Source organism: Bacteroidota bacterium (assembly GCA_023957335.1).
GTDB lineage: Bacteria > Bacteroidota > Bacteroidia > NS11-12g > UBA955 > JALOAG01.
Map to the genome: position 1 here is coordinate 1 of JAMLHC010000004.1, position 23,073 is coordinate 23,073.

Here is a 23,073-nt window from a genome sequence, read left to right on the forward strand (position 1 = left end):
TTTTGCAGCTATAAGAAGTTGGCGATTTCGAAGCGCAAAACTGTCCATCTGCACGAAAGTTTGATTGAAAAACTGAACTTCATTTACCCACTGAACCGCCAATTTCTTATAGGTGCTGTTAGGTGCTGGTGTTCTTGTCCACCGTCCTTGTAAACCATTGTCATTATTGGGTTTTCGTGTCATTGTCTGTGTCGGCTGTGCGTTGTGTTTTTTATTTTTTTTGAAGCGTTGGAAATTTTTTAAAAACAATTTTTCTTGCGTTGGCTTTGCAAGCTCTTTGACAAAGCTTTGCCTTGCGGGTTGGCTTGTGGGGCTTTGGCAATGTGCTTGCAAATAGCGTTGGCATTAAATTAAATCGGTTTCAATCCTAACTCTTTCAAATATTCGTTGTGTTTTTCTTTGTTTACTTTTATGCTTTTATTTATTTCTGTCAATTTAGTATTTACATCTTCCAAGTCAATTTGAACTTCATCTTCTGAAGTACTCACATATCTTGAAATGTTCAAATTGAAGTCGTTCTTTTTGATTTCGTCCATTGAAACTCTGCGAGCATATCTTTCAATGTGTTTTGGTCTAAATTGATACGTTTCTATGATTTTTTGAATATCATCAGGACCGCCATTTTTCCCTTCTCGTAGTGTATTCTGTCGCTTACCTTTTTCGTAATGCTCACTAGCGTTGATGAATAAAACGTCATCTTGTTTTTTGCATCTTTTCAATACCAAAATGCAAACGGGAATACCTGTCGAGTAAAATAAATTTGACGGCAACCCAATTACAGTGTCAATATAATTTTCTTTCAATAGTTTTTCTCTGATTCTTGCTTCTACACCGCTTCGGAAGAGAACTCCGTGAGGCAGAATAATAGCCATAGTTCCTTCTTTAGATAAAAAGTGAAAGCCGTGTAAGAGAAAAGCAAAGTCTGCTGCTGATTTTGGTGCTAATCCGTAACCTTTGAATCGGAAATCTTCTGCTAAAGTGTCGGTTGGCTCCCAACGTAAACTAAATGGTGGATTGGCTACAATTGCATCAAACTCGATTTTTTTGCTCGGATTCATTTCATTGAGTAAATCCCATTGATTGAGCAAAGTATCTCCGTGGAATATCTCAAACTCGGTGTCTTTCATACCGTGTAAAAGCATATTCATTCGGGCAAGGTTATAAGTCGTAATATTTTTTTCTTGTCCAAAAATTTTGCCGATGTTTCCTTTAGCTTTCTTTAGTTGCGTTCTTACATTTAAGAGCAAAGAACCCGAACCACAAGTGAAATCCAAAACCTTGTTTAATTTGGTCTTATAACCAGTTGTTGGGTCTTGAGAATCTAACAGAACAATTCTTGACAGAATCGTTGAAATTTGTTGGGGCGTATAAAATTCACCTGCTTTTTTCCCTGAACCTGCTGCAAATTTCCCAATCAAATATTCGTAAGCATCACCAAGCGTATCGTTATCAGTAGAAAAATCAGCAATACCTTCCGCTATTTTGGTTATTATCTTACAAAGTTTATCATTTCTTTCTTTAGGTGTTTTACCGAGTTTTTCAGAATTCAAATTGATTTCAGAAAACAAACCTTTAAAAGAACTTTCAAACGAATCATCTTCTATATATCGAAATCCTTTTTGGAGTGTTTCTAATAATTCTCCGTTTTGAGTTCGTGCTAATTCGGTGATGTTGCTCCACAAGAATTTTGGCTTGATAACATAATGCACTTTTTTTCGCATCTGTTCCTCAAACTCATCAATGTCGCCTTTATTTTTTTTGTACCAAATTTCCAAAGGCGGTGGCACTAAAAAATCTGCTCTTAAATCTTTAGAAGGACTTGGCGGATAATCTTTACCTAATTCCTTTTTTGCAGCTTCTTCATAGTTGAAGGACAAGTACCTGAGGAAGAGGAATGAAAGCATATAATCACGGAAATCATCCGCATTCATAACGCCTCTCAAATCATTGGCAATATCCCAAAGGGTGTCACCTAATTTTTTATGTTGATTTTTTTGTGTCATTCTTTTTATTTAGGAATTTTAAAACCAAATTTTTCTTTATCCATTAACCTACCCAATATATCATTGAATAACTCTAGGTTGTCAGGTACTGGTTTGTCGTTTTGTTGGTAATATACATTCAAATGCGATAGTGCATTGACTATAAAGGCTACACGTTCTTTATCTTTAATGCCGATTTGCTCCAATACATAACCAAATTGTCCAACACCAAGGAAAGACGCTATATTTTCTAACACTTGCCTTAAAAGGGCAAAGTGATATGTATATACTTTTTTGGACTTGGCAGCTTGATTTAAAATTTGCAGTAATCTTAAATGATATAGAAATACTCCATTTTTTGTTTTAACAAGAGACAAATCGTCTCCGTTGCCCTCAAGAATGAATTCCTGATACTTTTTAGATTTGTCTCTGTTTCTAAATTTGTCAGCATACTCACCTTTACCCAACATATCTGACAAAATGGTTAGAAAGCCAAAATGGTGTGACGTAATAATGATTTTACGTTTTTCAAACTCTTTTAGAATCACGTCAAACACCGTATAAGCTGTAACATAAATGTTGTGGTCATCCAAACTTGAAACAGGGTCGTCAATGAAGAAATGAGCATTTTGTGTATCAGCCCAACCTTCAACCTCCAAAAGAGCCAAGAAGAAACACCAGACAAAAATTCGTTCTTCGCCTCTTGAAATTTTTATTGGGGTTCTATTTTCGGTGTCTTCTAATTTGTAAAAAGTAACAGAGGCAAACCCCTCTTTTTCAAAGTCTTTACTTGGATTAAAAAAGAAGTTGTATTTCCTTTTATAGGGAATGAGTTTTTTTTCCACATCCTCTTCTGTCATCGAAGAATGAAGTTTACTTAAATTACTTGGTTCAATTTCAAGTTTCACATTGTCATTATCCCAAACAAATAGGTCTTCACTGAATGCATTGTAGTAAACACCTATATGGTCTCCGTTTTTAGGATTTTTAGTTATGTTTTTGTACTCAACCGACAGCCGAGTTTTTCCAGTTGCGTTAAAAGCATATATAAGGATGATGTTTTCCTTCGTGTCCTTTAACTCATTTGCTATTTCAATTACAGTACTCATTTTATTCATTCATTTTCGGAAATAAACCTTGCATCAATCCTTTTTTATGTTGTTTTAATTGTTCTATTTTCTCAGTCTGTTCTTTGATAAGTTCATCTAAAGAAGAAAGACACCAAGCGATTTTTTGTTGTTCTTTGGGATTCTTTGGATATAGTATTTTAGAATCTTCCAAATCACTTTTTGAAAAGCCTTTAATAGATGTACCTTGACTTAAAGATTCCAACGCATTTTTATTAGCTGAATAATAATACGCAATAAATAAATTTAAAACTCCTGCTGGAATGAAACTTGTAAAATCTTGGCTTGTGCAAAGCTCTTCATTATTGATTGCCAATTTTCCTACACCAACCCTTGACACAAATAGAATACTTCCTTTAGGAATTATCTTAGTTGCTGATTCAATAATTGCATTCTCATTTATGTATTGAGATATAGAAATATTGTGAATATCATCTTCCTTAATATCCGAACTTGAAATCCACGGGATATTTCCAGTCCAGTAATCATCATTCGACCTGCTTGGTGTTCCACCTCCTAAAAAATGCCCTAAGTCACCTAATCTCTTTTTTGCCCAAATTCCATCTTTTTCAAACTCCTTAAATCGAACCTTCGGCACTTTCTCGCCTTCTTGCGGAAAAAGGTTTTGCATCAAGCCTTTTTTTTGGTCTTTGAGTAAATCCAATTTTTGGTTGTTGCCTTCAATCAACTCGTCTAATGATAAAAGACAGGAAGCGATTCTTTGTTGTTCAGACTTGTTATTGACTATTGGTAATTGACAAGTAATGATTTGACTAGGATAAATGTGCTTTACAGTTGTTCCTGAAACTAGTTTAATAATTTCCTTTTTAGAATGATTTAGTAAATAGCTTAGAAAAATTGAATTAAAACTTTTTTTTGGTCTGAGAATATTCATATCTCCACCCAAAACAACATTATCAAGCATTATTGCTGAAGCTTTTGCTAATCCATCTGGTGTTACATCAGAACTCGGCATTAAAATATCTCCAACTTTACTTTTGAATCCGTCCCTTTTATTTGTTTTTGAATAAATAGTAGAAATTACTTCATTATACCTTGTGAACAACTCACCATAATGAATACAAGGAACAGAGCCATTTTCATCCATATCAGCTTTGGAGAATGTACCACCCCTGTACACATCACACATATCCGACACAGAAATAATATCCCAATTTTCTGAGAACTCAGGAAAACGCAATTCGGGTATTAGTTTTTTCTTCTTACTCATAAGCCGCTAGTCCTGAAATTTTACGCCCTTGGGCAAGTTTTTTTAATTGTGGCACCAAATCTTCCATTAATGCCAATTCTCTTACTCTGCGTTCTTTCCAATTCAAATCCAATGGAGCTAAAACGTCAGTGAGTTTTTCACCATCAAAAATCATTCGGCTCATTATCTTATCTATGAATTTTTTCAAGTCTGCCGTTTGAATGCCGTGTTTGTTTGCAATAGAAGCTATTTCCTTATTGTATTTATTGTCTTTGAAAGTGTCATAACCCTTGCGAAGCGTTTCAACATCTTGTCCGCTCTCCCAATCCAAACTATTGATGTACTCGGTTAAATCTTCTTCCTCATCCATTAAATTAGAATTTGATTTCAACAAGCTAATCACTTGTGATTTGGTCATTTTTTGCTTGGCAGGTTTCTTCTGTGTGCTGTCTGCAATTAGATTCATTATGTAGTCATAATCAATCACGGCAGAAGCAAACAATACAAATTCAAAATCGAGTTGTTGAATTTCGGGCGGAGCATTTTCACCTTCCTTTTGCTGTATCTCTCGTAATTGTTTTGCTGTTTCAATATATGAACTGCGGAACTCTTGCAAGGTATCATCAGGCAAAATGGCTTTAATTTTCGCTTTTTGCTCTTCGTCTATATCTGTGTATTGGTCAAGCTGTGTTTTGAGGCGTTGTACTTCCTTAAAGTTTTGTACAAAAGCTATTCTTGCTGCATCACCTTTCAAATTATAAACTTCTTGTGGCTCGTTCACCAAATTATGCTCCTGCATAAACACCCCTAATTTCTCAACGGCTTCTTTGTATTTGTCAATCATTACAGGGGCAGGGTCAACCAACCAAATTTCTCTTGCCTTGCCGTTGTCTTCTCCTGAGAAAAGTGCAATCGCCTGATTTACGCTTTCTTGTTGAGAACGAAAATCTAAAATGTTACCGTAAGGCTTGGTGTCATTCAATACACGATTGGTGCGTGAAAATGCCTGAATCAATCCGTGGTATTTCAGATTTTTGTCCACATACAAAGTATTCAAGTATTTGCTATCAAAACCTGTAAGCAACATATCTACCACTATGGTAATGTCAATTTTGTTTTCGTGCGGATAATCTTTGTTGCTGTATTGTTGGTCTTTTATTCTTCTTTGAACATCCTGATAGTACAAATCAAATTCGTTGATGCTGTGATTCGTATTGAATTGCTTGTTGTAATCGTCAATAATTCCAGTAAGTGCTTTTTTCTTTTCTTCTGGGTTTTGCTTGTTGTCTTCACGCTCTTGTGTTAAATCTTCCTGCAATTGCTTGATGTCAGCTGCATTTTTTTGACTTTGTTGGTCTCCTTGTTTTGCAATGAGTTGAGAGGGTGGCGAAAACACACAAGCAATGTTTAGCGGAACATATTCAGGATTTTCATTTTGTTTTTTCTTTTGTAATTCTTTGAAAAGTTCATAGTACTCAATGGCATTATTGATTGAAGCCGTTGCCAAAACAGCATTGAACTTTCTTGAATTTGTCGCAGCATTGTGTTTGTTCAAAATGGCTTCTACTACTGCCTGTCTTGAAATTGCTTCTCCGGGTTTTTGGTTTTTATTTCCTTTGAAATAGTCAATATGAAAACGTAAAACGTTTTTATCATCTATTGCGTGGGTAATAGTATAAGAGTGTAGCCTTTGTTGAAAAATGTCCTCCGTAGTTTTGTACGAAGCATATTCTCCTTCTCTAATGCTGTATGTTGCGTTTTCATCAAAAATAGGTGTACCCGTAAAACCAAATAATTGAGCATTAGGGAAAAACTCTTTAATCGCTTTGTGATTCTCACCAAATTGCGAACGGTGGCACTCGTCAAAGATGAAAACCACACGTTTTTTGCTTAGTGGCTCTAATCTTTCTTTATAGTTCTTTTTATAAGTTCCATCTAATGCCAAGCCCAATTTTTGAATGGTAGTAACAATCACCTTGTCGGCATAATCTGAGGAAAGCAAACGTCTTACTAAAGTTTCTGTATTGGTGTTTTCTTCCACACTTCCTTCCTGAAATTTATTAAATTCCTCTCGGGTTTGTCGGTCAAGGTCTTTACGGTCAACCACAAACAAACATTTTTCAATTTCGTGATTGTCCTTTAAAAGGGTAGAAGCTTTAAAAGAGGTCAAAGTTTTACCGCTTCCTGTTGTATGCCAGATATAACCGTTTCCTCTGTTTTGTTTCACACATTCTTCAATCGCTTTTACTGCATAAATCTGATACGGTCGCATTACGAGCAATTTTTGTTCGCTTTCAACCAAAACCATATACTTGCTAATCATTTCACCAAGTGTACACTTGCTCAGAAACTTTTCAGCGAATAAATCTAGGTGCGTAATTTTCTTATTTGTTTCGTCTGCTAATTGGTAAATCGGCAAAAACTGTTCGTCTGCATTAAATTGAAAATGTTGTATTTTGTTGTTGGCAAAATAATATGTGTTTGTTCTGTTGCTCACAATAAACAACTGCATAAAGCAAAGCAATGAATTTCCGTAACCGTTGCCAGGTTCGTTTTTGTAATCCACAATTTGTTGCATTGCTTTTCTTGGCGAAATATCAAGTTTCTTCAACTCGATTTGCACCACTGGCAATCCATTTATTAATAAAATGATGTCGTAGCGTTGATGACTGTTTTCTGTGTTGATGCGTAATTGACTAATAACTTCAAAGTCATTTTTGCACCAATCTTTGATATTTACTAAAGTATAATGCAAAGGCGTTCCGTCCTCACGTTGAAAGTATTGTCTTTCACGTAATTTTTTTGACGCAAGGAAAACATCTGAATTGATGATTTCCTCTCTAAGTTTCAAAAACTCATTATCTGATAAGTGAACACGGTTGAGTTCTTCAAATTTTGCTTTGAAGTTTTGTTCAAGCGTTTTCCTGTCAACTATGTCAGGGCGGTAGCTATATTTCAACCCTTTTAGTTGTTCTATGAGGTTTAGTTCTATTTGATTTTCTTTGCTCATTCTTCTTTCAATAAATCTTTGGCGTTAACGTCCAAAATTTTTGCAATTCTGTACAAATCTTCAAGGCTCGGTTGTCTCACATTGCGAGAATACTCGTTAATTGTGTTGTAACTTTTGTCCAACTTCTTAGCAAGCCAAGTTTGGGAAATGCCTTTTTCTTTAAGTACTTCTTTAATTCGGTTCATTGAAGCCTTATTAATTTTTAACAGGTCAAAGATAGTAAAATTACACTGTCCAATAGTGTAAATGTCCACAATATTGTCGTGGGTGGGTAGAGGCAAGCTCTTTTGGTTTTTTAGCATTGGCTTTTGCGTTGGAAAAAACTAAATGTGCTTGACCGTACGGCTGGCTAAAATTGTTTTTAAAAAATGTGCGGTGGGAAAAAAATAAAAAACATTGGGTTGGTCAGCGTGTCGGGTTAATTGCTGTCCGTTTGTAATATCGATTCTCTGTCTTTGGTCACCTGTCAAAATGGTTTACTTTTTTTTATTTTTCTGTCCGCAATTTTCTGTCGGGTCGTTGTCTTTTACGCTTGCACACAACTCTTAAATATGCGAAATTATACAATCAATAATAAATACACTAACAAAACCGCCCTATTTTCTCTTGCACCTGAAAATCAATAGGATATACCTTGTTTAAGTTTTCGGGATTTGTATATCTATCCTATGAAAGATGTTGCGGATATTTTTTTAGCTATTCAAAATACAAAAGCATGGAAACTCAAAACTTCTACTCCAAAAATCACACGTTTGAACCCGCACAATAAACTATTCATTGATGTCCTCAAACAAACAGTAAAAGCTAAATAGAGTAATAAGCACAAAATGGGGATATTATAAAGTAGTTTCCAAACAAGCAGCATTGAAGTATTCTTAAATGTAAAATCACTAATAATCAACTGTAGAAATAGTCCATTGCTGATGAATACAAAAGGACTGAAACTACTCCAAGTATCCGTTTAGTATTTGAATATGCACCCATTACAAAGTCCAATTCTTCTAAACATATTTCTCCTCAAATTAGGACACCTCTGTGCCATTGATATGAAAAGGTTTCATACTTTTGCTCACATGTATTTGCGCATTGTAAAGTTATCCGTTCTTATGGTTTTTGTATTACCCTTGAACTTGTTCGCACAAAAAATCAAAGAAAAAAATGTGTTGAGAATCTCATACTACAATCTCAATAATCTCTATGATACACTTGCAAACTCTCACGTTGATGACACAAGCTACATTCCCACAGGGAAATACCTGTGGAATACCGAAAAATACTTCTCCAAAATCAATAATTCCGCACAAGCAATCAGTTCGTTACACGACAGCATGGGTGCAGACTTGATTGGTATTTCGGGAGTTGAAAACGAGCAGGTGGTGAAAGATTTGATTATGGCTCCGTCTTTATTGCACATGAAATACGGTTTTATTTTCTCAAAAGGTGAGAAGCGCGATGGGTTGGGAACCGCAATACTCTATAAGACCAAAAAGGTCCAATATATTTGGGATAGTTCTTTTTCTGTGACCGGAACCAAACAACCATGGGAGAAACCCATAGTGGATGGAATGCACGCTAAGTTCAAAGTCAAAAAGGATATCTTTGATATCGTGTTGATTGATTTTCCTAACCCTTTTGAACACATCACCGATAATTATTATGCGCTTCGGTTGAACGCACTCAATCTATTGTCTGTGTATCTTAAAAAACAATCCCTGACCGATGGGTTGCACACGATGATTTTGGGAACCTTGAGTATGACACCGCAAAACCCTATGCTGACATTACAATTACAAACTTCTCATCCCGATTCTGCCGTTTTCAGATACCAAAAAATGGTTCCTTTGGCTTTATTTTGTGATTCACTTTCCGGCACATTTTTCAAAGACAGAATACCCTATCAATTTGACCAAGTTCTTTTGTGCAAAGCACTTTATAGAAATATAGCCGGTTGGCAATACCTCAAAGGCTCTTACTCCATATTCTCACCTGACTGGATGCTTCATCCAGAGAAGATAAACACGGGACATCCCTATGATAATTTTTTCCAAGACAAATGGATAGGTGGATACAGCAATCATTTCCCTATTTCTTTTACACTCATTTATGCAAAGAAGAGAAAAGAGGTTAATTAACAGAGAACTCAGTTGGCTCTCTTTTAATGCCAGGGTATTGCAAGAAGCCGCAGATCTCAGTGTTCCACTGTTCGAAAGACTTAGATTCTTGGGGATTTTTTCCAATAATCAGGACGAATTTTTCAGAGTGCGAGTAGCAACAAACCGTAGGATGTTGTTGGTCAAAAAGGGTGATTTTGATACAGAAAGTAACAAGAACGAGATCAAAAAGACATTGCAAGCAGTGCAGCGCGAGGTTGTGAGTCTGCAAAAACGTTATGACAAAATTTTCTTTGATTTAATTGAAGAATTCAAACGCCAGAATATAATATGGATAGACGAAAAAAGGCTTAATTCACTACAAGAACATGAGGTTAAGCGTTATTTTAAAGATGAAATATTATCTCATTTGTTTCCGGTTTTGTTGGATGAGAACAAAGAACCGCCACCACTGAAAGATTCTGCCATTTATCTCGGTGTTAAAATGACCAAGCACAATACAGCACAAGTTCAGTACGCTATTGTAGAGATCCCTACCCGAAGCAAAGAACGCTTTTACTGGCTTCATTCCCAAGATAGCAAACACTATATCCTCTTTCTGGATGATGTAATCAGGGCAAACCTGAGAACTATATTTAGCATTTTTGATTATGATACATACGAAGCCTACACTATCAAAATAACCAGAGATGCGGAATTAGATATAGAAATGGCAGTGTCGGCAAGCTTATACGACAAAATCAAAAGAGCTTTAAAATTGCGTAATCAGGGCGAATTGGTTCGATTTATATATGACAAGGAGATGCCCAGAGATATGCTCAAATTCTTTTTGAATAAATTAGGGCTAACCAAGGAGAGTACAATTCCAGGACAACGCTATCACAACTTCAAAGACTTGATGAAATTCCCTATTCCTTCCGGGATGGAGACAATGTTGTATCAGCCATTCGAGCAAATTCCTGTGCGTGACTTTGAGACTGCCGGTAATCTTTTTGACAAAATTTCTAAGAAAGATTATCTACTCACACATCCTTACCAATCTTTTGATTATGTCATCCGTTTTCTTAAGGAATCTGCCCTTGACCCCAATGTGAGTGAAATTAAGATTGCGCTTTATCGTGTGGCGGAATATTCCAATGTGGTCAATGCGCTGATCAATGCTGCCAACAATGGAAAAAGAGTGTTTGTGATGATGGAACTCAAAGCAAGATTTGACGAAGAGTCCAACATTTATTGGAGCAAAAAGTTGATAGAAGCAGGTGCAACGGTTTTTTATGGTTATGACAAGCTCAAAGTACACTCAAAAATCTGTATAGTTTACAGACAAGAAGAAGGTCGAAGCAGTAAACATTATGTTCATATCGGAACCGGCAATTACAACGCTGTAACTTCAAAATACTATGTTGACCATTCTTTGTTTACGCAAGATACACGAATCACTTCGGAGGTGGACAGCGTTTTTAATGCCATTGAAAGATTCGAAGAATACAAACCCGAATTCCAACATTTGCTGGTTTCACCTTACAACACACGTTCGTCTATTATGGCAAAAATTGACAGGGAAATACAGCATATACAAGCAGGCAAAACTGCATGGATTAGATTTAAACTCAACAACCTAACCGATCCGATTCTAATTGAAAAACTGTACGAAGCTTCGCAAAAAGGTGTAAAAATAGACATGATTGTGAGGGGAATTTGCAGTTTGGTTCCACAAGTCAAAGGTTTGAGTGACAATATTCAGGTTATCAGCATAGTGGACAGGTTTTTGGAACATTCTCGGCTGTATATATTCTGCAACAACAACAGTCCCGAATACTATTTTGGAAGTGCAGACCTGATGCAACGCAACTTAGACAATAGAATTGAAGTGGTTACCCCTATTCTTGACGAAGACATCAAGATAGAACTCAACACCTTTTTTGAAATTCAGTGGCAAGACAATGTGAAAGCACGCATCATTGACGCCTACAACCACAATGAATACAGAATTCCGTTTGAACCTAAGGTACGGTCGCAGGAAAAGATTTATAAACTCATGAGTTCGGGTACAACATAGTAACTCAAAAAAAAGCCCCACTCGGTTGAGCAGGGCTTTTGCATAACGACAATTTTAATTTTAGTAACCCATTCCACCCATGCCCGGCATTCCGCCACCCATTGGAGCGGCTGCAGCTGCATTTTCGTCAACGGCTTCTACCAAAGCGCACTCAGTAGTCAAAATCATACTGGCTACAGAAGCAGCATTTTCTAGTGCTACACGACTAACTTTAGTGGGGTCAATAACACCTGACTTGATAAGGTTTTCATACTCTTCTGTACGAGCGTTAAAACCAAAATCATCTTTTCCTTCTTTCACTTTTTGTACGATGATTGAACTTTCTAGTCCGGCATTGGCAACAATCTGCCTTAGCGGTTCTTCCAAAGCTCTTTTGATGATTTGAATACCGGTAGTCTCGTCATCGTTTGTGCCTACTAATTTCTCAAGGGCAGCAATAGCGCGTATAAAAGAAGTTCCTCCACCGGGCACAATACCTTCTTCCACAGCAGCACGTGTTGCATGAAGGGCATCATCTACACGGTCTTTTTTCTCTTTCATTTCAACTTCAGAAGCAGCGCCAATATAAAGAACAGCCACACCACCGGCAAGTTTTGCAAGTCTTTCCTGCAATTTCTCGCGGTCATAATCACTGGTAGTTGCTTCTATCTGGGCTTTAATTTGTTTTACTCTGCCTACGATATTTTCTTTAGTACCACCACCGTTTACGATAGTTGTATGTTCTTTGTCAATTGTGATTTTTTCTGCTTTACCAAGGTCGGCAAGAGAGGCATCTTCAAGTTTTCTACCTTGTTCTTCGCTGATAACAGTACCTCCGGTAAGTATAGCAATATCTTGTAGCATTTCTTTTCTACGGTCACCAAAACCGGGTGCTTTTACAGCAGCAATTTTCAAAGAACCTCTGATTTTGTTTACCACCAATGTAGCAAGGGCTTCACCTTCTACTTCTTCGGAGATAATTACAAGAGGTTTACCTGTTTGAACAACCTTTTCCAATACGGGCAGTAGGTCTTTCATGCTGGAGATTTTCTTGTCATAAATCAATATGAGGGCGTCTTCAAGTTCTGCTTCCATTTTGTCTGTATTGGTAACAAAGTATGGAGACAAATAACCTCTGTCAAATTGCATTCCTTCAACAATATCAACGGTTGTATCAGTTCCTTTTGCTTCTTCAACAGTGATAACACCATCTTTACCTACTTTTTGCATTGCTTCTGCAATCAAAGTCCCGATTTCGTGGTCGTTGTTAGCAGAAATTGTTGCGACTTGTTTGATTTTGTTATTGTCATCACCCACTTCTTTGGACATTCTTTTAAGTTCAGCCACAACGGCAGCAACGGCTTGGTCGATTCCTCTTTTTACATCAATCGGATTGGCACCTGCAGCCACATTTTTCAAACCTGTTGTAACAATAGCTTGGGCTAAAACAGTTGCTGTTGTAGTACCATCACCCGCTAAATCAGCGGTTTTACTTGCTACTTCCTTGAGCATTTGAGCGCCCATATTTTGAGCAGGGTCTTTGAGTTCTATTTCTTTTGCAACAGTTACTCCGTCTTTGGTGATCTGAGGAGAACCAAATTTTTTATCAATCACTACATTGCGACCTTTGGGTCCAAGGGTTACTTTGACAGCGTTTGCAAGTTCGTCCACCCCTTTTTTGAGGCTGTCTCTTGCATCTATGTTAAATTTAATTTCTTTTGCCATGATTTTACTATGTTTTAATTTTTAAAATTTTATATGATTTAGATAATGGCAAGAATATCAGACTCTCTCATAATAAGATAATCCTTTCCTTCAAGTGAAATGTCTGTTCCTGAATATTTTCCATAAAGCACTGTATCACCTGATTTTACAGTAAGGGGCTCATCTTTTTTGCCATTTCCAACAGCAACCACAATACCACGTTGTGGTTTTTCTTTTGCTGTGTCGGGAATATAAATTCCGCTTGTTGTTTTTTCTTCTGCTGCTGCAGGTTCTACGAGAACTCTGTCTGCAAGTGGTTTAATATTAACTGCCATAATTCTTAGATAATTAATTACTTTCTTTGTCCGCTCTTTTCCCAAAGCTATGCCAAAGAGATTGTTGTCAGTAAATCTGACATTTTAGGTGCGGATTCCTAAACTATTGAGTGCCAAAATGACTTATATCTAAGCATATTCAAGTATAATCTCAATCATTAGACAAAATACTTTTTTCATAATCAGCAATAAAGTAGAAAAATAGTGCACAACCCAAATAGTGATAAACCTATTTTTGCGGCTCAAATGACAATATCTAAAAACAAAGCTATCTTACTTCTCGAGGATGGAACTTTTTTCAAAGGTTATGCAGTAGGGAAAATTGGTACAACAACAGGTGAAATATGCTTTAGTACAGGATTAACAGGTTATCAAGAACTCTATACCGACCCGTCTTTTTTTGGTCAAATATTGGTGCAAACCTTCGTTCATATTGGAAATTATGGCGTGAAGAATGACGAAGTGGAATCTGACAATATTCAGATAGCGGGATTAGTTTGCAAAAGTTTTGCAAGTCATTATTCCCGCAGAATGGCAGACAAAAGCTTACAGGATTATTTTATAGAACACGGTATTACAGGAATTGAAGGGGTTGATACTCGTGCTATTGTACAACACATCAGACAAAAAGGCGCTATGAATGCAATCATTTCTTCGGAAATTTTGGATATCAATGAGTTGAAAGCAAAATTGGCGCAAGTTCCTTCGATGGCAGGACTCGAACTTTCTTCAAAAGTAACTACACAAAAGAGTTATACGCTCGGAAATGAATCTGCTCCTTTGAGAGTGGCTGTACTTGATTACGGGGTTAAGAAGAATATTCTGAGAAACATAGTGAATAGAGGTGTGTTTTGCGGTGTATTTCCTGCAAAAACATCATTTGAGGAAATTTTAAAATTCAAACCTGACGGAGTGATGCTACCCAACGGACCTGGTGACCCCGGCACCATGGATTATGCCATCAAAACTGTCAAGCAAATTATGGATGCTAATATCCCAACCTTTGGAATCTGTATGGGGAATCAGCTTTTAGGGCAGGCTTATGGGCTAAAAACATACAAAATGAACAATGGACACAGAGGCTTAAACCATCCTGTCAAAAACACCCAAAATGGTATTTGTGAAATCACAGTTCAAAATCACGGTTTTGCATTAAAAAATGAGCCTAATGATATGATTGAAGTTACACATATCAACCTTAATGATAACACAATAGAAGGAATCAAAATCAAGGGCAAACCTGCATTTTCAGTACAATATCACCCTGAATCAGCACCGGGTCCTCATGATTCTCACTACCTTTTCGATGATTTTATTTCATTAATGAACGCTAACAAAAAATAAATATGAGCCAAATAGTTGACATTATTGCCAGACAAATCCTTGACTCTCGTGGTAACCCTACGATTGAAGCCGATGTAATAACCGAAGATGGTTGTATGGGACGCGCAGCCGTTCCCTCAGGTGCTTCAACAGGGATGCACGAAGCAATGGAACTCCGCGACAAAGACCCATCCCAATATATGGGCAAAGGTGTGTTGCATGCTGTTAAAAATGTGGAAGACAAAATTGCGGGAGCACTTGTGGGCATGGAAGTACAAGAACAAAGAGAGCTGGATCAGGTGATGATTGACTTGGACGGTTCTGAGAATAAATCAATACTAGGAGCCAATGCAATCTTGGCAGTTTCTCTTGCTTCAGCCAAAGCTGCAGCTCAGGAAGTGAACTTACCCTTATACCGATATTTAGGAGGTGTGAATGCCTGCACCCTGCCCGTGCCTATGATGAACATTCTCAATGGAGGTTCGCACGCAGACAATTCCATAGATTTTCAGGAGTTTATGATTATGCCCTTTGGAGCAGATACCTTTAGCGATGCACTCAGAATGGGAGTAGAAGTGTTTCACAATCTGAAATCCGTGCTTAAAGAAAATGGCTACTCAACCAATGTAGGCGATGAGGGCGGTTTTGCACCTAATATTAAATCAAACGAGGAGGCAATAGAAACCGTTTTGAAAGCTATAGAGAAAGCAGGTTATACCCCCGGAGAAGATATATTCATTGCGATGGATGCTGCATCTTCTGAATTTTATATTGAGGAAGAAGGTGTGTATCATTTCAAAAAATCTACCGGACACAAACTCTCCAGCGATGAGATGGTTGGGTTTTGGAGCGATTGGATAAACAAATATCCTATTATATCCATAGAAGACGGGTTGTGGGAAGATGATTGGACGGGTTGGAGTAAACTCACACAGGCTATTGGCAAAAGAGTTCAACTTGTGGGTGATGATTTGTTTGTTACCAATGTAAAAAGATTACAGGAAGGCATTGACCGCAATATTGCCAATTCAATTCTGGTCAAAGTCAACCAGATTGGCTCTTTGACCGAAACAATTGATGCCATTAGCCTTGCCACAAGACACAGTTATACCAACATCATTAGCCATCGAAGCGGAGAAACCGAAGATTCTTTTATTGCTGACCTTGCCGTTGCCATGAATTCCGGACAGATAAAAACCGGCTCGGCTTCCCGAAGTGACAGAATGGCTAAATACAACCAACTACTCCGTATTGAACAAGAATTAGGCACACAAGCTTATTTTCCGGGCAAGAAATTCAGATTCTTAAAATAAATTAACGGGTTTGAGTTGGTTCGGACTCAGCTCAATAATGTTTAAAATTTCTGTCTTTGACACGTTGAATCAAATTGTTAATCACTCTGTTCATCTCTTCTGACCACTTGGTTTTGTAGAGCACCCAGACAAACATCCCCCCCGCAATGAAAGTTCTCAAACTTGCGTCAAGCCAAGCATTGTCAATGGTTGGCAATACGTAGTTTAGTCCCAAAACAGCGATCACTAGCAGGCTGGTTTTGAGTTGTGTTAAGGTAAAAGAATGTATGCCCAATCGAGTGTATAGTGTAACTCCAATGATAATCTGTTGAATGATAATGGTAGTAGCAGTAGCAACAGCAGCCCCGTTTATGCCATAGAGTGGAATAAGCCACAGATTGAGAAATATCCCTATAATCATAGTACCTATTGTCATCAAAAACATTACATAATAATAGCGTGAATACAACAGAATGATTTGCCCCATGCTGGTCAACAATTCTACTGCTTTGGAAATTGCCAATATGATAATAACCGTACTCCCTGTATTAAACTGATCGCCATTAGGCATGATTTTATAAAGATTATTTATATTGATTAAGATACAAAGCAATAAAAAAACTGCGGCTATATACAACACGGTTGATGTCTTTTTGTATATAAGCTCTACGGCTGCATAGTTGCTATCTTTTAACTGTTCAGAAATTCTACCGGAGAGGATTTGAGCCAAAGACCTGCGTGGAATTTCGATGACGGTTGACATATAAAATGCAATCACATAAACACCCGTAAACCCAAGCCCCATCTTGGCACTAATCATAATCATATCAATCTTGGTCAATAGGACTCCGCTGATACTACCGATGGTAATAAGCGCAGTATATTTGAAAAAATCCTTGACCATCGGTTTGTTTTGTCTAATAAAATCAAAGTCAGGCCTCAGGTGAATCTTGCGTAAACTTGAAGAATATATAAATATCAACACCAAAGGCACAAAATAGGAGATTACCAATAACCACACAGACTGATTAAAACTAAGCCAACCGAAGTAATAGGTGAGAAAGGCAACCGCATTCAATATTCGCATCAAAACTTCTTTGATAAATTTGGGGACTACAATCCTCCCCTCAATCGAAGCAGTAACCTCAAAAACAGTAGAGAATACCTGCGAAAAAACAAGAGGCAACAACAAGAGATAATACTCTAAAAATTCAGCTGCTTTGGCACTAAAATACGCAATAATCCAGCCTTTGGTTACGACCGTGATCAGACAAACCACTAGGAAACCTACTAAGGGCACAAGTGCAGCCCAGAAATCAAATCCATGCATTCTTCCTTTGGGGTCATCTTTAAAATGATGGAAATACCGATACATAGAACTATAAATGCCGAGTGACGAAAAACCCACAAGCATATCCGTGTTTTCTGTCAGCATTTTGATTAGACCAATCTGCTCTCCTGTAAAAATCAAGGGCATGAGGATGACAAGATTCAGAAAACCAAATGCTACACCGATATAGTTTGTGATTGATGCTTTAAATGTCTGCCTGATTACAACCCCCATAACAAGAAGACGCAAAGGTATTTCTTTGCGCTTATTTTAATAATTTCTTATTTCTACACGATTCCTTGTATTTTTCCTTTTCTTTGCTGATTCAAAATTATTTACAACAAAATAATGCTACGAGGTTTTATTGTGTTTTTCTTTGGTGGGCTTCCGAAAGCATTGATAGATACGCAATATAGAAAACTGTTCTTTTTGGGACTCAAACTCTTGTTAATTCCCGGAAATAAATTCAGGGTTGATGGAAACCAATTCATCATCAATGATAAATTGGGGTTCTTTTGGCAATTTTATGAAATTTTCTATAGAGAACATTACCTTTTTAATGAAGGTAAGCAATTGCCCCAAGTGATTTTGGATTGTGGCGCCAACATTGGTTTAAGTGCATTTTGGTTTGTAAAAAACTTTCCAAACGCTCAGGTTCATTGTTTTGAACCGGATTCACAAGTATTTGACAAATTAAGACACAACCTTGCTTCTTTTTCCAATTCACAGCTCACACTTTACAATGAAGCAGTTTATATCAAAGACGATACGCTTAATTTTATTGCAGACGGTAGGGACGGAGGCATGCTCAAAGAGGATAGTTCTCACGAGCAAACGGTTAAAGTCAAAGCCATTGACTTTAAAAAATTCCTTAATTCCTTTGATTGTATTGATATGTTGAAAATAGATATTGAAGGTGCAGAGGAACAATTAATTCCCCATATAAAGGATGAACTGCATAAAGTTCAAAATATCTTTATTGAATACCATCAAAGAGAAGTAAACGGTGCATTTCTTTCCGACATTTTAAAGATTTTAGAAGAACAGGGGTTCCATTATCATATTGAAGTTCCGGTAAAAGTCAAACATCCCATGACTAATAAGAGAATCATTAATGGCTGTTATTTACAGGTAAATATCTTTGCATCCAAGGTATAATGAAAGTCTTGCATATCAACACCAACATGGGCGGAGGAGCCGGAGCAGCCGCTATTAGGATTCACAAAGCTTTGTACGAATCGGGGGTTGACAGCCATATTTTGTTTTTGAAAGGCAAACCACCCAAGCACTTGCCAAATGCCCATACATTGCAAGACTTCATGCCGTCTCTGTTTGTTTCTTTCTTGGACAAACTCAATAGAATATTAAATTATCGTTTCCAACTTGGCAGACAAAAGTGTTTTTTCAATTCTCCACGCTCTTTGTTTAGGTTACACAAACTCAAATTTGTACAAGGGTTTGACATCATTCAACTTCATTGGGTAGTTAAATTTGTGGACATTCCGAGTTTCTTTAATAAAATAAACAAACCCGTTGTTTGGACTATGCACGACATGAATCCTTTTTCCGGTGGGTTGCACTACACAACTGATTTTCCGGAACAAGACTATCAGAAATTGGAAAACAAGTTTCGTCAAATCAAAGCCAAGTCTTATTTACACACAAAGATAGCCTTAGTCAGTCCTTCTGTTTGGTTAATGGACGAAGCCAAAAAATCAGGAACATTCCCCGGGGACACTCTCTTTGTCAATATCAAAAACCCTATCAACCTATATAAATACACCCCTTCTGAAAACAATGAACCTGAACCAAACGTATTATTTGTTGCCGAAAAATCGAGTGACAAACGCAAAGGAGTGGGTTATCTATATAGTGCAATATCACTATTGGGCAAAGACACGTTTCATTATGTGGTCATAGGCAATCCCGACAAAAATTGCCCCTCTTTTGTACAACAGTTGGGTTTTGTCAGATCAAAAACCGAAATGATTCACAGATACCGAACTGCAAGCGTTTTTGTGATTACATCTGTTGAAGACAACCTGCCGAATACGGTAGTGGAAGCAATGGCTTGCGGTGTGCCGGTGGTAGGATTTGATACGGGCGGAATCAAGGATATGATAATGCATAAAAAGAACGGGTATTTAGTGCCGGTAAAGGATTTTAAGGAACTGGCAGAAGGCATTCGATATGTACTTGAAAACCGTGTAACATTGTCACAATCTGCAAGAGAATTTGCCGAACAAAATTTCTCCTATGCTTTGATTGCGCAACAATACAAAGATGTTTACAAACTAATGATAAGAGGGCTGTAACTAAACAAGTTGCTCAATACTCTTTCTCTGTATATTTGAACCCCAAATAAACCCCACCCTAATATGAATAATTTTTTTCAGAAAAATAAGCTGCATTTTATAGCTATTGCGTCTTTTCTGTTGGTATCATATATTTATTTTCTTCCCACTTTCAACGGAAAAACCTATAAAATGGAAGACGTACGTCAGTCTAAATTAAGTATGACCGAAGGCATAGAATATTATGAAAAGGAAGGCAATGCTGTAGGTTGGACAAATCAGATTTTCAGTGGGATGCCGGCAGATTTGGTTTATTTAGGTCCTGCCGCTAATTTTTATGAACAAACTTCCTATCTGTTTTTTGCTCAAAAAGCCTCTTATCCTTTCCAAAACCTGTTTTTATGCTTCATAGGGTTCTATATTTTTCTACTTTGTTTAAGAATAGATCCTTTGTTAGCATTCTTCGGCTCCTTAGCTTATGGCTTTATGACATTTACTTTTTCGAGTTTAGAAGCTGCCCATATCAACAAAGTTTTTGTAATGGCATTGATGCCTGCGGTGATTGGTGGTTTTTATCTAATTGCCAAAGAAAAATACCTGAGTGGATTTGTTGTATTCACTTATAATCTTGCTATTCAAACACTTTATTTCCACTATCAAATAACGTACTATACGCTCATTATTCTTTTTGTATTAGGAGCATATTATTTTGTAAAACACCTGTTGAACAAGAATTTCAAAGCGGCTTTGCTTCTGGTGGGTTTGTCTGTGCTGGGTGGAGGCTTGGGAGTTGTATCTAATTTGCAAAGATTGGTTACAACACAAGAATATGCCAAAAGCACTATGCGCGGAGGTTCTGCACTGAGCGAACACAATGCTAATGCACCTCACGATGGACTTGAAAGAGATTATGCTTTCAGTTGGAGTTACGGCATTGGCGAAACATTTACATTGCTTGTGCCAAGACTTTATGGGGGGAGCAGTGCAGAAGGAATTACCAAGAACACACCTATTTACAAACAATACAACAATCCTCAATTACTTGAACAAAAATTGCCGCTTTATCACGGCTCTATGCCAAGCACTTCAGGACCCGTTTATTTTGGGGCTATCATTATCTTTTTATTTGTATTGTCTTTCAAATTGGTAAAGGCTGATATCAAATGGGTTTTATATGCAATTACAGCTCTCGCGTTGATGCTATCATGGGGTAAAAATTTTCCTGCCCTCAACTATTTCTTGTTTGACTACCTGCCTTTCTATAACAAATTCAGAACACCCATGATGGCGATGTCCATTGCGCAGGTATCAGTCATAGCATTGGCAATTATGACGCTATCAGAACTGTTTAATACAAAAATCACCAAAGAGTTTTTGAAAAAGAATGTGCTTCCATCTTTCTATATCGTAGGTGGGTTATTGGTGTTTTTGATGTTATTTGGAGCTTCGTTGGTTGGCACATCCAGCGTAAATGATGCAAAATATTTGGGCGATAATAGCGAAGTGATAAAATTAGTGCAAGAGACCCGTTCCTATTATGTATGGACTGACAGCTTACGCAGTCTGTTGTATATAGGAGCCGCATTACTTATTATATGGCTTTTTTTCAAAGAAAGAATCAAAAAGCAGTGGGCGGTTTTGATAATAGGCTCACTCATGGTCATTGACCTTGTGGGAGTTGACATGAGATATTTAACTTGGGCTGATTTTAAATTTCCTATTACCACTTTTGAGAAACCCCAACCCGACCAAGTGGATTTGGAAATAATGAAAGATGCAGACCCATATTATAGGGTAATTGACATTTCTAACCCCTTCAACTCCAATGATGCTGCTGCTTTTCATAAATTAGTGGGCGGGTATCATGCAGCTAAACTCAGCAGGTATCAGGATTTGATTGATGAATATATTGCACCGGATTCTTCACGTGAAAGATCTTTGGATATGCTTAACTGCAAATATATACTTGGCTATAATCAACAAGACAATCAACGTGTCTATCAAAAGCGCGAAACAGCGTTGGGAAATGCTTGGTTTATCAACGACATTATAACTACAATGTCTGACAGGGAAGAGATGGACAGTCTTAAGAAAATCAATCCGGCAACACAGGCAGTAATCAATATCAGCAACCAAAAATTACAGGTTACGGAAGATATTGCTATGGAAGATGAAAATGAATCTATCAGTTTGTATTCATACCACCCCGACACATTGCGTTACACATACAATAGCACTTTTCAACGCTTTGTTGTTTTTTCAGAAGTATATTATGACCATTGGAAATTGTTTGTTAACGGTCAAGAAACTCCCCTCTATAAGGTAAATTATACCCTTCGCGGAGCAGTACTTCCACCCGGCAAAGGCGATATTCAGATGGTTTACACTTACAATCCTGCCAAAGTATTTTATGCAGAAACGCGCTATACCTCACTCTTGGTAATATTGTTGGCATTAGCTTGGGTGCTCCGGAGCATTATCAAGGAGTATAAGTTTGCATCACCAAAATCATAGGTCTGTGCCCGAAACTCCATCATTTTTAATCAGTATTATTACCGTAACCCGTAATAATCTTTCGGGGCTGAAAAAAACGGCTACTTCTATTAACGCTCAAACCGTGCGCAATCAAATCCAATGGGTTGTGATAGACGGCAAATCTTCGGATGGTTCTGTTGCGTTTGTCCAACAACAACAAAAGGAAGGTGATTATCTTGTGTCCGAACAGGACAAGGGGCTTTATGATGCCATGAACAAAGGAATACGGTCAGCACAAGGCGAATTTTTGTGGTTTCTTAATGCCGGTGATACTTTGTTTGCTGAAAACATAGTGCAACTGCTCAACCCGTTCTTTGCAAATGCTGATGTAATATACGGTGAAACCATGTTAACCGACATGGGGGGCAAGAATTTGGGTACCCGCAGTGAACAGACTACCCGAAAACTACCCCAAACACTCACACTTCAATCCTTGTTGGGAGGTATGATTGTCAACCATCAATCTGTTATTGTCAAAAAAGAATTTTGTCCCGAATTTGATATTCAATGGAAAATAGCAGCCGACTACGATTGGCTTTGCAATGTACTCAAACAGAACCTTAGAGTAAAGAACAGTTGGCTTATTCATTCAGGATTTGAATTGGGAGGGCTGTCATCTCAGAAAGTGAAAGCCAGTTGGAAAGAAAGATTCAACATTATGAAAAAACATTTTGGGCTTTTAAAAACCATGATAGCCCACGTTAAGATTGTTTTGAGGACAATGAAATAACTGCAATATCGTCTATTTATCAAATATTCTATTTGAGTTTTCTCTGTTTACA

General features: G+C 37.4%; 18 protein-coding genes. 9 read left to right on the top strand and 9 right to left on the bottom strand.

The window, feature by feature from the left end; genetic code table 11:
* The 6 genes from M9892_08240 to M9892_08265 all read right to left on the bottom strand — a co-directional run.
* Positions 1–183, bottom strand: a 183-nt coding sequence (locus M9892_08240; GenBank protein MCO5254335.1) for a hypothetical protein, incomplete at its 3' end; no start/stop codon positions are given.
* 167 nt (positions 184–350) lie between these two features.
* Complete coding sequence (locus tag M9892_08245; protein MCO5254336.1) at positions 351–2,003, bottom strand: type I restriction-modification system subunit M; 1,653 nt, start codon at positions 2,001–2,003, stop codon at positions 351–353.
* Positions 2,004–2,008: 5 nt separating this feature from the next.
* Positions 2,009–3,100 carry an AAA family ATPase gene (locus tag M9892_08250; protein ID MCO5254337.1) on the bottom strand — a complete coding sequence of 364 codons (1,092 nt, stop codon included), beginning with the start codon at positions 3,098–3,100 and terminating at the stop codon, positions 2,009–2,011.
* Positions 3,093–4,340: a restriction endonuclease subunit S gene (locus M9892_08255; protein ID MCO5254338.1), complete on the bottom strand. Its 1,248-nt coding sequence runs from the start codon at positions 4,338–4,340 to the stop codon at positions 3,093–3,095. Before M9892_08255 ends, M9892_08250 begins: the two co-directional genes overlap by 8 nt.
* The gene (locus M9892_08260) at positions 4,333–7,329 is read right to left on the bottom strand and encodes a type I restriction endonuclease subunit R (GenBank protein MCO5254339.1); all 2,997 of its coding nucleotides are present in this window, start codon (positions 7,327–7,329) and stop codon (positions 4,333–4,335) included. Before M9892_08260 ends, M9892_08255 begins: the two co-directional genes overlap by 8 nt.
* Complete coding sequence (locus tag M9892_08265) at positions 7,326–7,514, bottom strand: helix-turn-helix transcriptional regulator (GenBank protein ID MCO5254340.1); 189 nt, start codon at positions 7,512–7,514, stop codon at positions 7,326–7,328. Before M9892_08265 ends, M9892_08260 begins: the two co-directional genes overlap by 4 nt.
* Before the next feature lie 483 nt (positions 7,515–7,997).
* On the opposite strand from M9892_08265, the gene M9892_08270 reads away from it, so the two are divergent.
* The 3 genes from M9892_08270 (at position 7,998) to ppk1 (ending at position 11,499) form a co-directional block, all read left to right on the top strand.
* Positions 7,998–8,141 carry a hypothetical protein gene (locus tag M9892_08270; protein MCO5254341.1) on the top strand — a complete coding sequence of 48 codons (144 nt, stop codon included), beginning with the start codon at positions 7,998–8,000 and terminating at the stop codon, positions 8,139–8,141.
* Positions 8,142–8,375: 234 nt separating this feature from the next.
* Positions 8,376–9,461, top strand: a complete 1,086-nt coding sequence (locus M9892_08275; protein ID MCO5254342.1) for a hypothetical protein — start codon at positions 8,376–8,378, stop codon at positions 9,459–9,461.
* Positions 9,433–11,499 (top strand): polyphosphate kinase 1, encoded by a 2,067-nt coding sequence (gene ppk1, locus M9892_08280; GenBank protein MCO5254343.1) that lies wholly within the window; start codon positions 9,433–9,435, stop codon positions 11,497–11,499. Before M9892_08275 ends, ppk1 begins: the two co-directional genes overlap by 29 nt.
* Before the next feature lie 60 nt (positions 11,500–11,559).
* Here ppk1 and groL read toward each other — a convergent pair whose 3' ends face one another.
* Positions 11,560–13,203 carry a chaperonin GroEL gene (gene groL, locus M9892_08285; GenBank protein MCO5254344.1) on the bottom strand — a complete coding sequence of 548 codons (1,644 nt, stop codon included), beginning with the start codon at positions 13,201–13,203 and terminating at the stop codon, positions 11,560–11,562.
* A 38-nt stretch (positions 13,204–13,241) separates the two neighbouring features.
* A complete protein-coding gene (locus M9892_08290) occupies positions 13,242–13,517 on the bottom strand; it encodes a co-chaperone GroES (GenBank protein MCO5254345.1) in 276 nt (91 codons plus the stop codon).
* 246 nt (positions 13,518–13,763) lie between these two features.
* On the opposite strand from M9892_08290, the gene carA reads away from it, so the two are divergent.
* Positions 13,764–14,861, top strand: a complete 1,098-nt coding sequence (carA, locus tag M9892_08295; protein MCO5254346.1) for a glutamine-hydrolyzing carbamoyl-phosphate synthase small subunit — start codon at positions 13,764–13,766, stop codon at positions 14,859–14,861.
* Positions 14,862–14,863: 2 nt separating this feature from the next.
* Entirely contained in the window at positions 14,864–16,153 is a 1,290-nt protein-coding gene (eno, locus tag M9892_08300) for a phosphopyruvate hydratase (protein ID MCO5254347.1), read from the top strand.
* Positions 16,154–16,184: 31 nt separating this feature from the next.
* On the opposite strand, the gene M9892_08305 is transcribed toward eno, so the two are convergent.
* On the bottom strand, positions 16,185–17,696 hold the full coding sequence (locus M9892_08305) for an oligosaccharide flippase family protein (protein ID MCO5254348.1): 1,512 nt from the start codon (positions 17,694–17,696) through the stop codon (positions 16,185–16,187).
* A gap of 114 nt (positions 17,697–17,810) precedes the next feature.
* On the opposite strand from M9892_08305, the gene M9892_08310 reads away from it, so the two are divergent.
* The 4 genes from M9892_08310 (at position 17,811) to M9892_08325 (ending at position 23,021) form a co-directional block, all read left to right on the top strand.
* On the top strand, positions 17,811–18,620 hold the full coding sequence (locus tag M9892_08310) for an FkbM family methyltransferase (GenBank protein ID MCO5254349.1): 810 nt from the start codon (positions 17,811–17,813) through the stop codon (positions 18,618–18,620).
* Positions 18,620–19,777: a glycosyltransferase gene (locus M9892_08315; protein MCO5254350.1), complete on the top strand. Its 1,158-nt coding sequence runs from the start codon at positions 18,620–18,622 to the stop codon at positions 19,775–19,777. Before M9892_08310 ends, M9892_08315 begins: the two co-directional genes overlap by 1 nt.
* A 63-nt stretch (positions 19,778–19,840) precedes the next feature.
* On the top strand, positions 19,841–22,270 hold the full coding sequence (locus tag M9892_08320) for a YfhO family protein (GenBank protein ID MCO5254351.1): 2,430 nt from the start codon (positions 19,841–19,843) through the stop codon (positions 22,268–22,270).
* Positions 22,271–22,274: 4 nt separating this feature from the next.
* Positions 22,275–23,021, top strand: coding sequence for a glycosyltransferase (locus M9892_08325; GenBank protein MCO5254352.1), 747 nt, complete (start codon positions 22,275–22,277; stop codon positions 23,019–23,021).
* The last annotated feature ends 52 nt before the right edge of the window (positions 23,022–23,073 follow it).

Coding starts and splice junctions, on each gene's coding strand:
- M9892_08255 (MCO5254338.1), bottom strand. CDS start 4,340: ATGAGTAAGAAGAAAAAACTAATACCCGAATTGCGTTTTCCTGAGTTC.
- M9892_08275 (MCO5254342.1), top strand. CDS start 8,376: ATGAAAAGGTTTCATACTTTTGCTCACATGTATTTGCGCATTGTAAAG.
- M9892_08305 (MCO5254348.1), bottom strand. CDS start 17,696: ATGGGGGTTGTAATCAGGCAGACATTTAAAGCATCAATCACAAACTAT.
- M9892_08290 (MCO5254345.1), bottom strand. CDS start 13,517: ATGGCAGTTAATATTAAACCACTTGCAGACAGAGTTCTCGTAGAACCT.
- groL (MCO5254344.1), bottom strand. CDS start 13,203: ATGGCAAAAGAAATTAAATTTAACATAGATGCAAGAGACAGCCTCAAA.
- M9892_08260 (MCO5254339.1), bottom strand. CDS start 7,329: ATGAGCAAAGAAAATCAAATAGAACTAAACCTCATAGAACAACTAAAA.
- M9892_08315 (MCO5254350.1), top strand. CDS start 18,620: ATGAAAGTCTTGCATATCAACACCAACATGGGCGGAGGAGCCGGAGCA.
- M9892_08245 (MCO5254336.1), bottom strand. CDS start 2,003: ATGACACAAAAAAATCAACATAAAAAATTAGGTGACACCCTTTGGGAT.
- M9892_08250 (MCO5254337.1), bottom strand. CDS start 3,100: ATGAATAAAATGAGTACTGTAATTGAAATAGCAAATGAGTTAAAGGAC.
- M9892_08265 (MCO5254340.1), bottom strand. CDS start 7,514: ATGAACCGAATTAAAGAAGTACTTAAAGAAAAAGGCATTTCCCAAACT.
- eno (MCO5254347.1), top strand. CDS start 14,864: ATGAGCCAAATAGTTGACATTATTGCCAGACAAATCCTTGACTCTCGT.
- M9892_08310 (MCO5254349.1), top strand. CDS start 17,811: ATGCTACGAGGTTTTATTGTGTTTTTCTTTGGTGGGCTTCCGAAAGCA.
- ppk1 (MCO5254343.1), top strand. CDS start 9,433: ATGCAAAGAAGAGAAAAGAGGTTAATTAACAGAGAACTCAGTTGGCTC.
- M9892_08270 (MCO5254341.1), top strand. CDS start 7,998: ATGAAAGATGTTGCGGATATTTTTTTAGCTATTCAAAATACAAAAGCA.
- carA (MCO5254346.1), top strand. CDS start 13,764: ATGACAATATCTAAAAACAAAGCTATCTTACTTCTCGAGGATGGAACT.
- M9892_08320 (MCO5254351.1), top strand. CDS start 19,841: ATGAATAATTTTTTTCAGAAAAATAAGCTGCATTTTATAGCTATTGCG.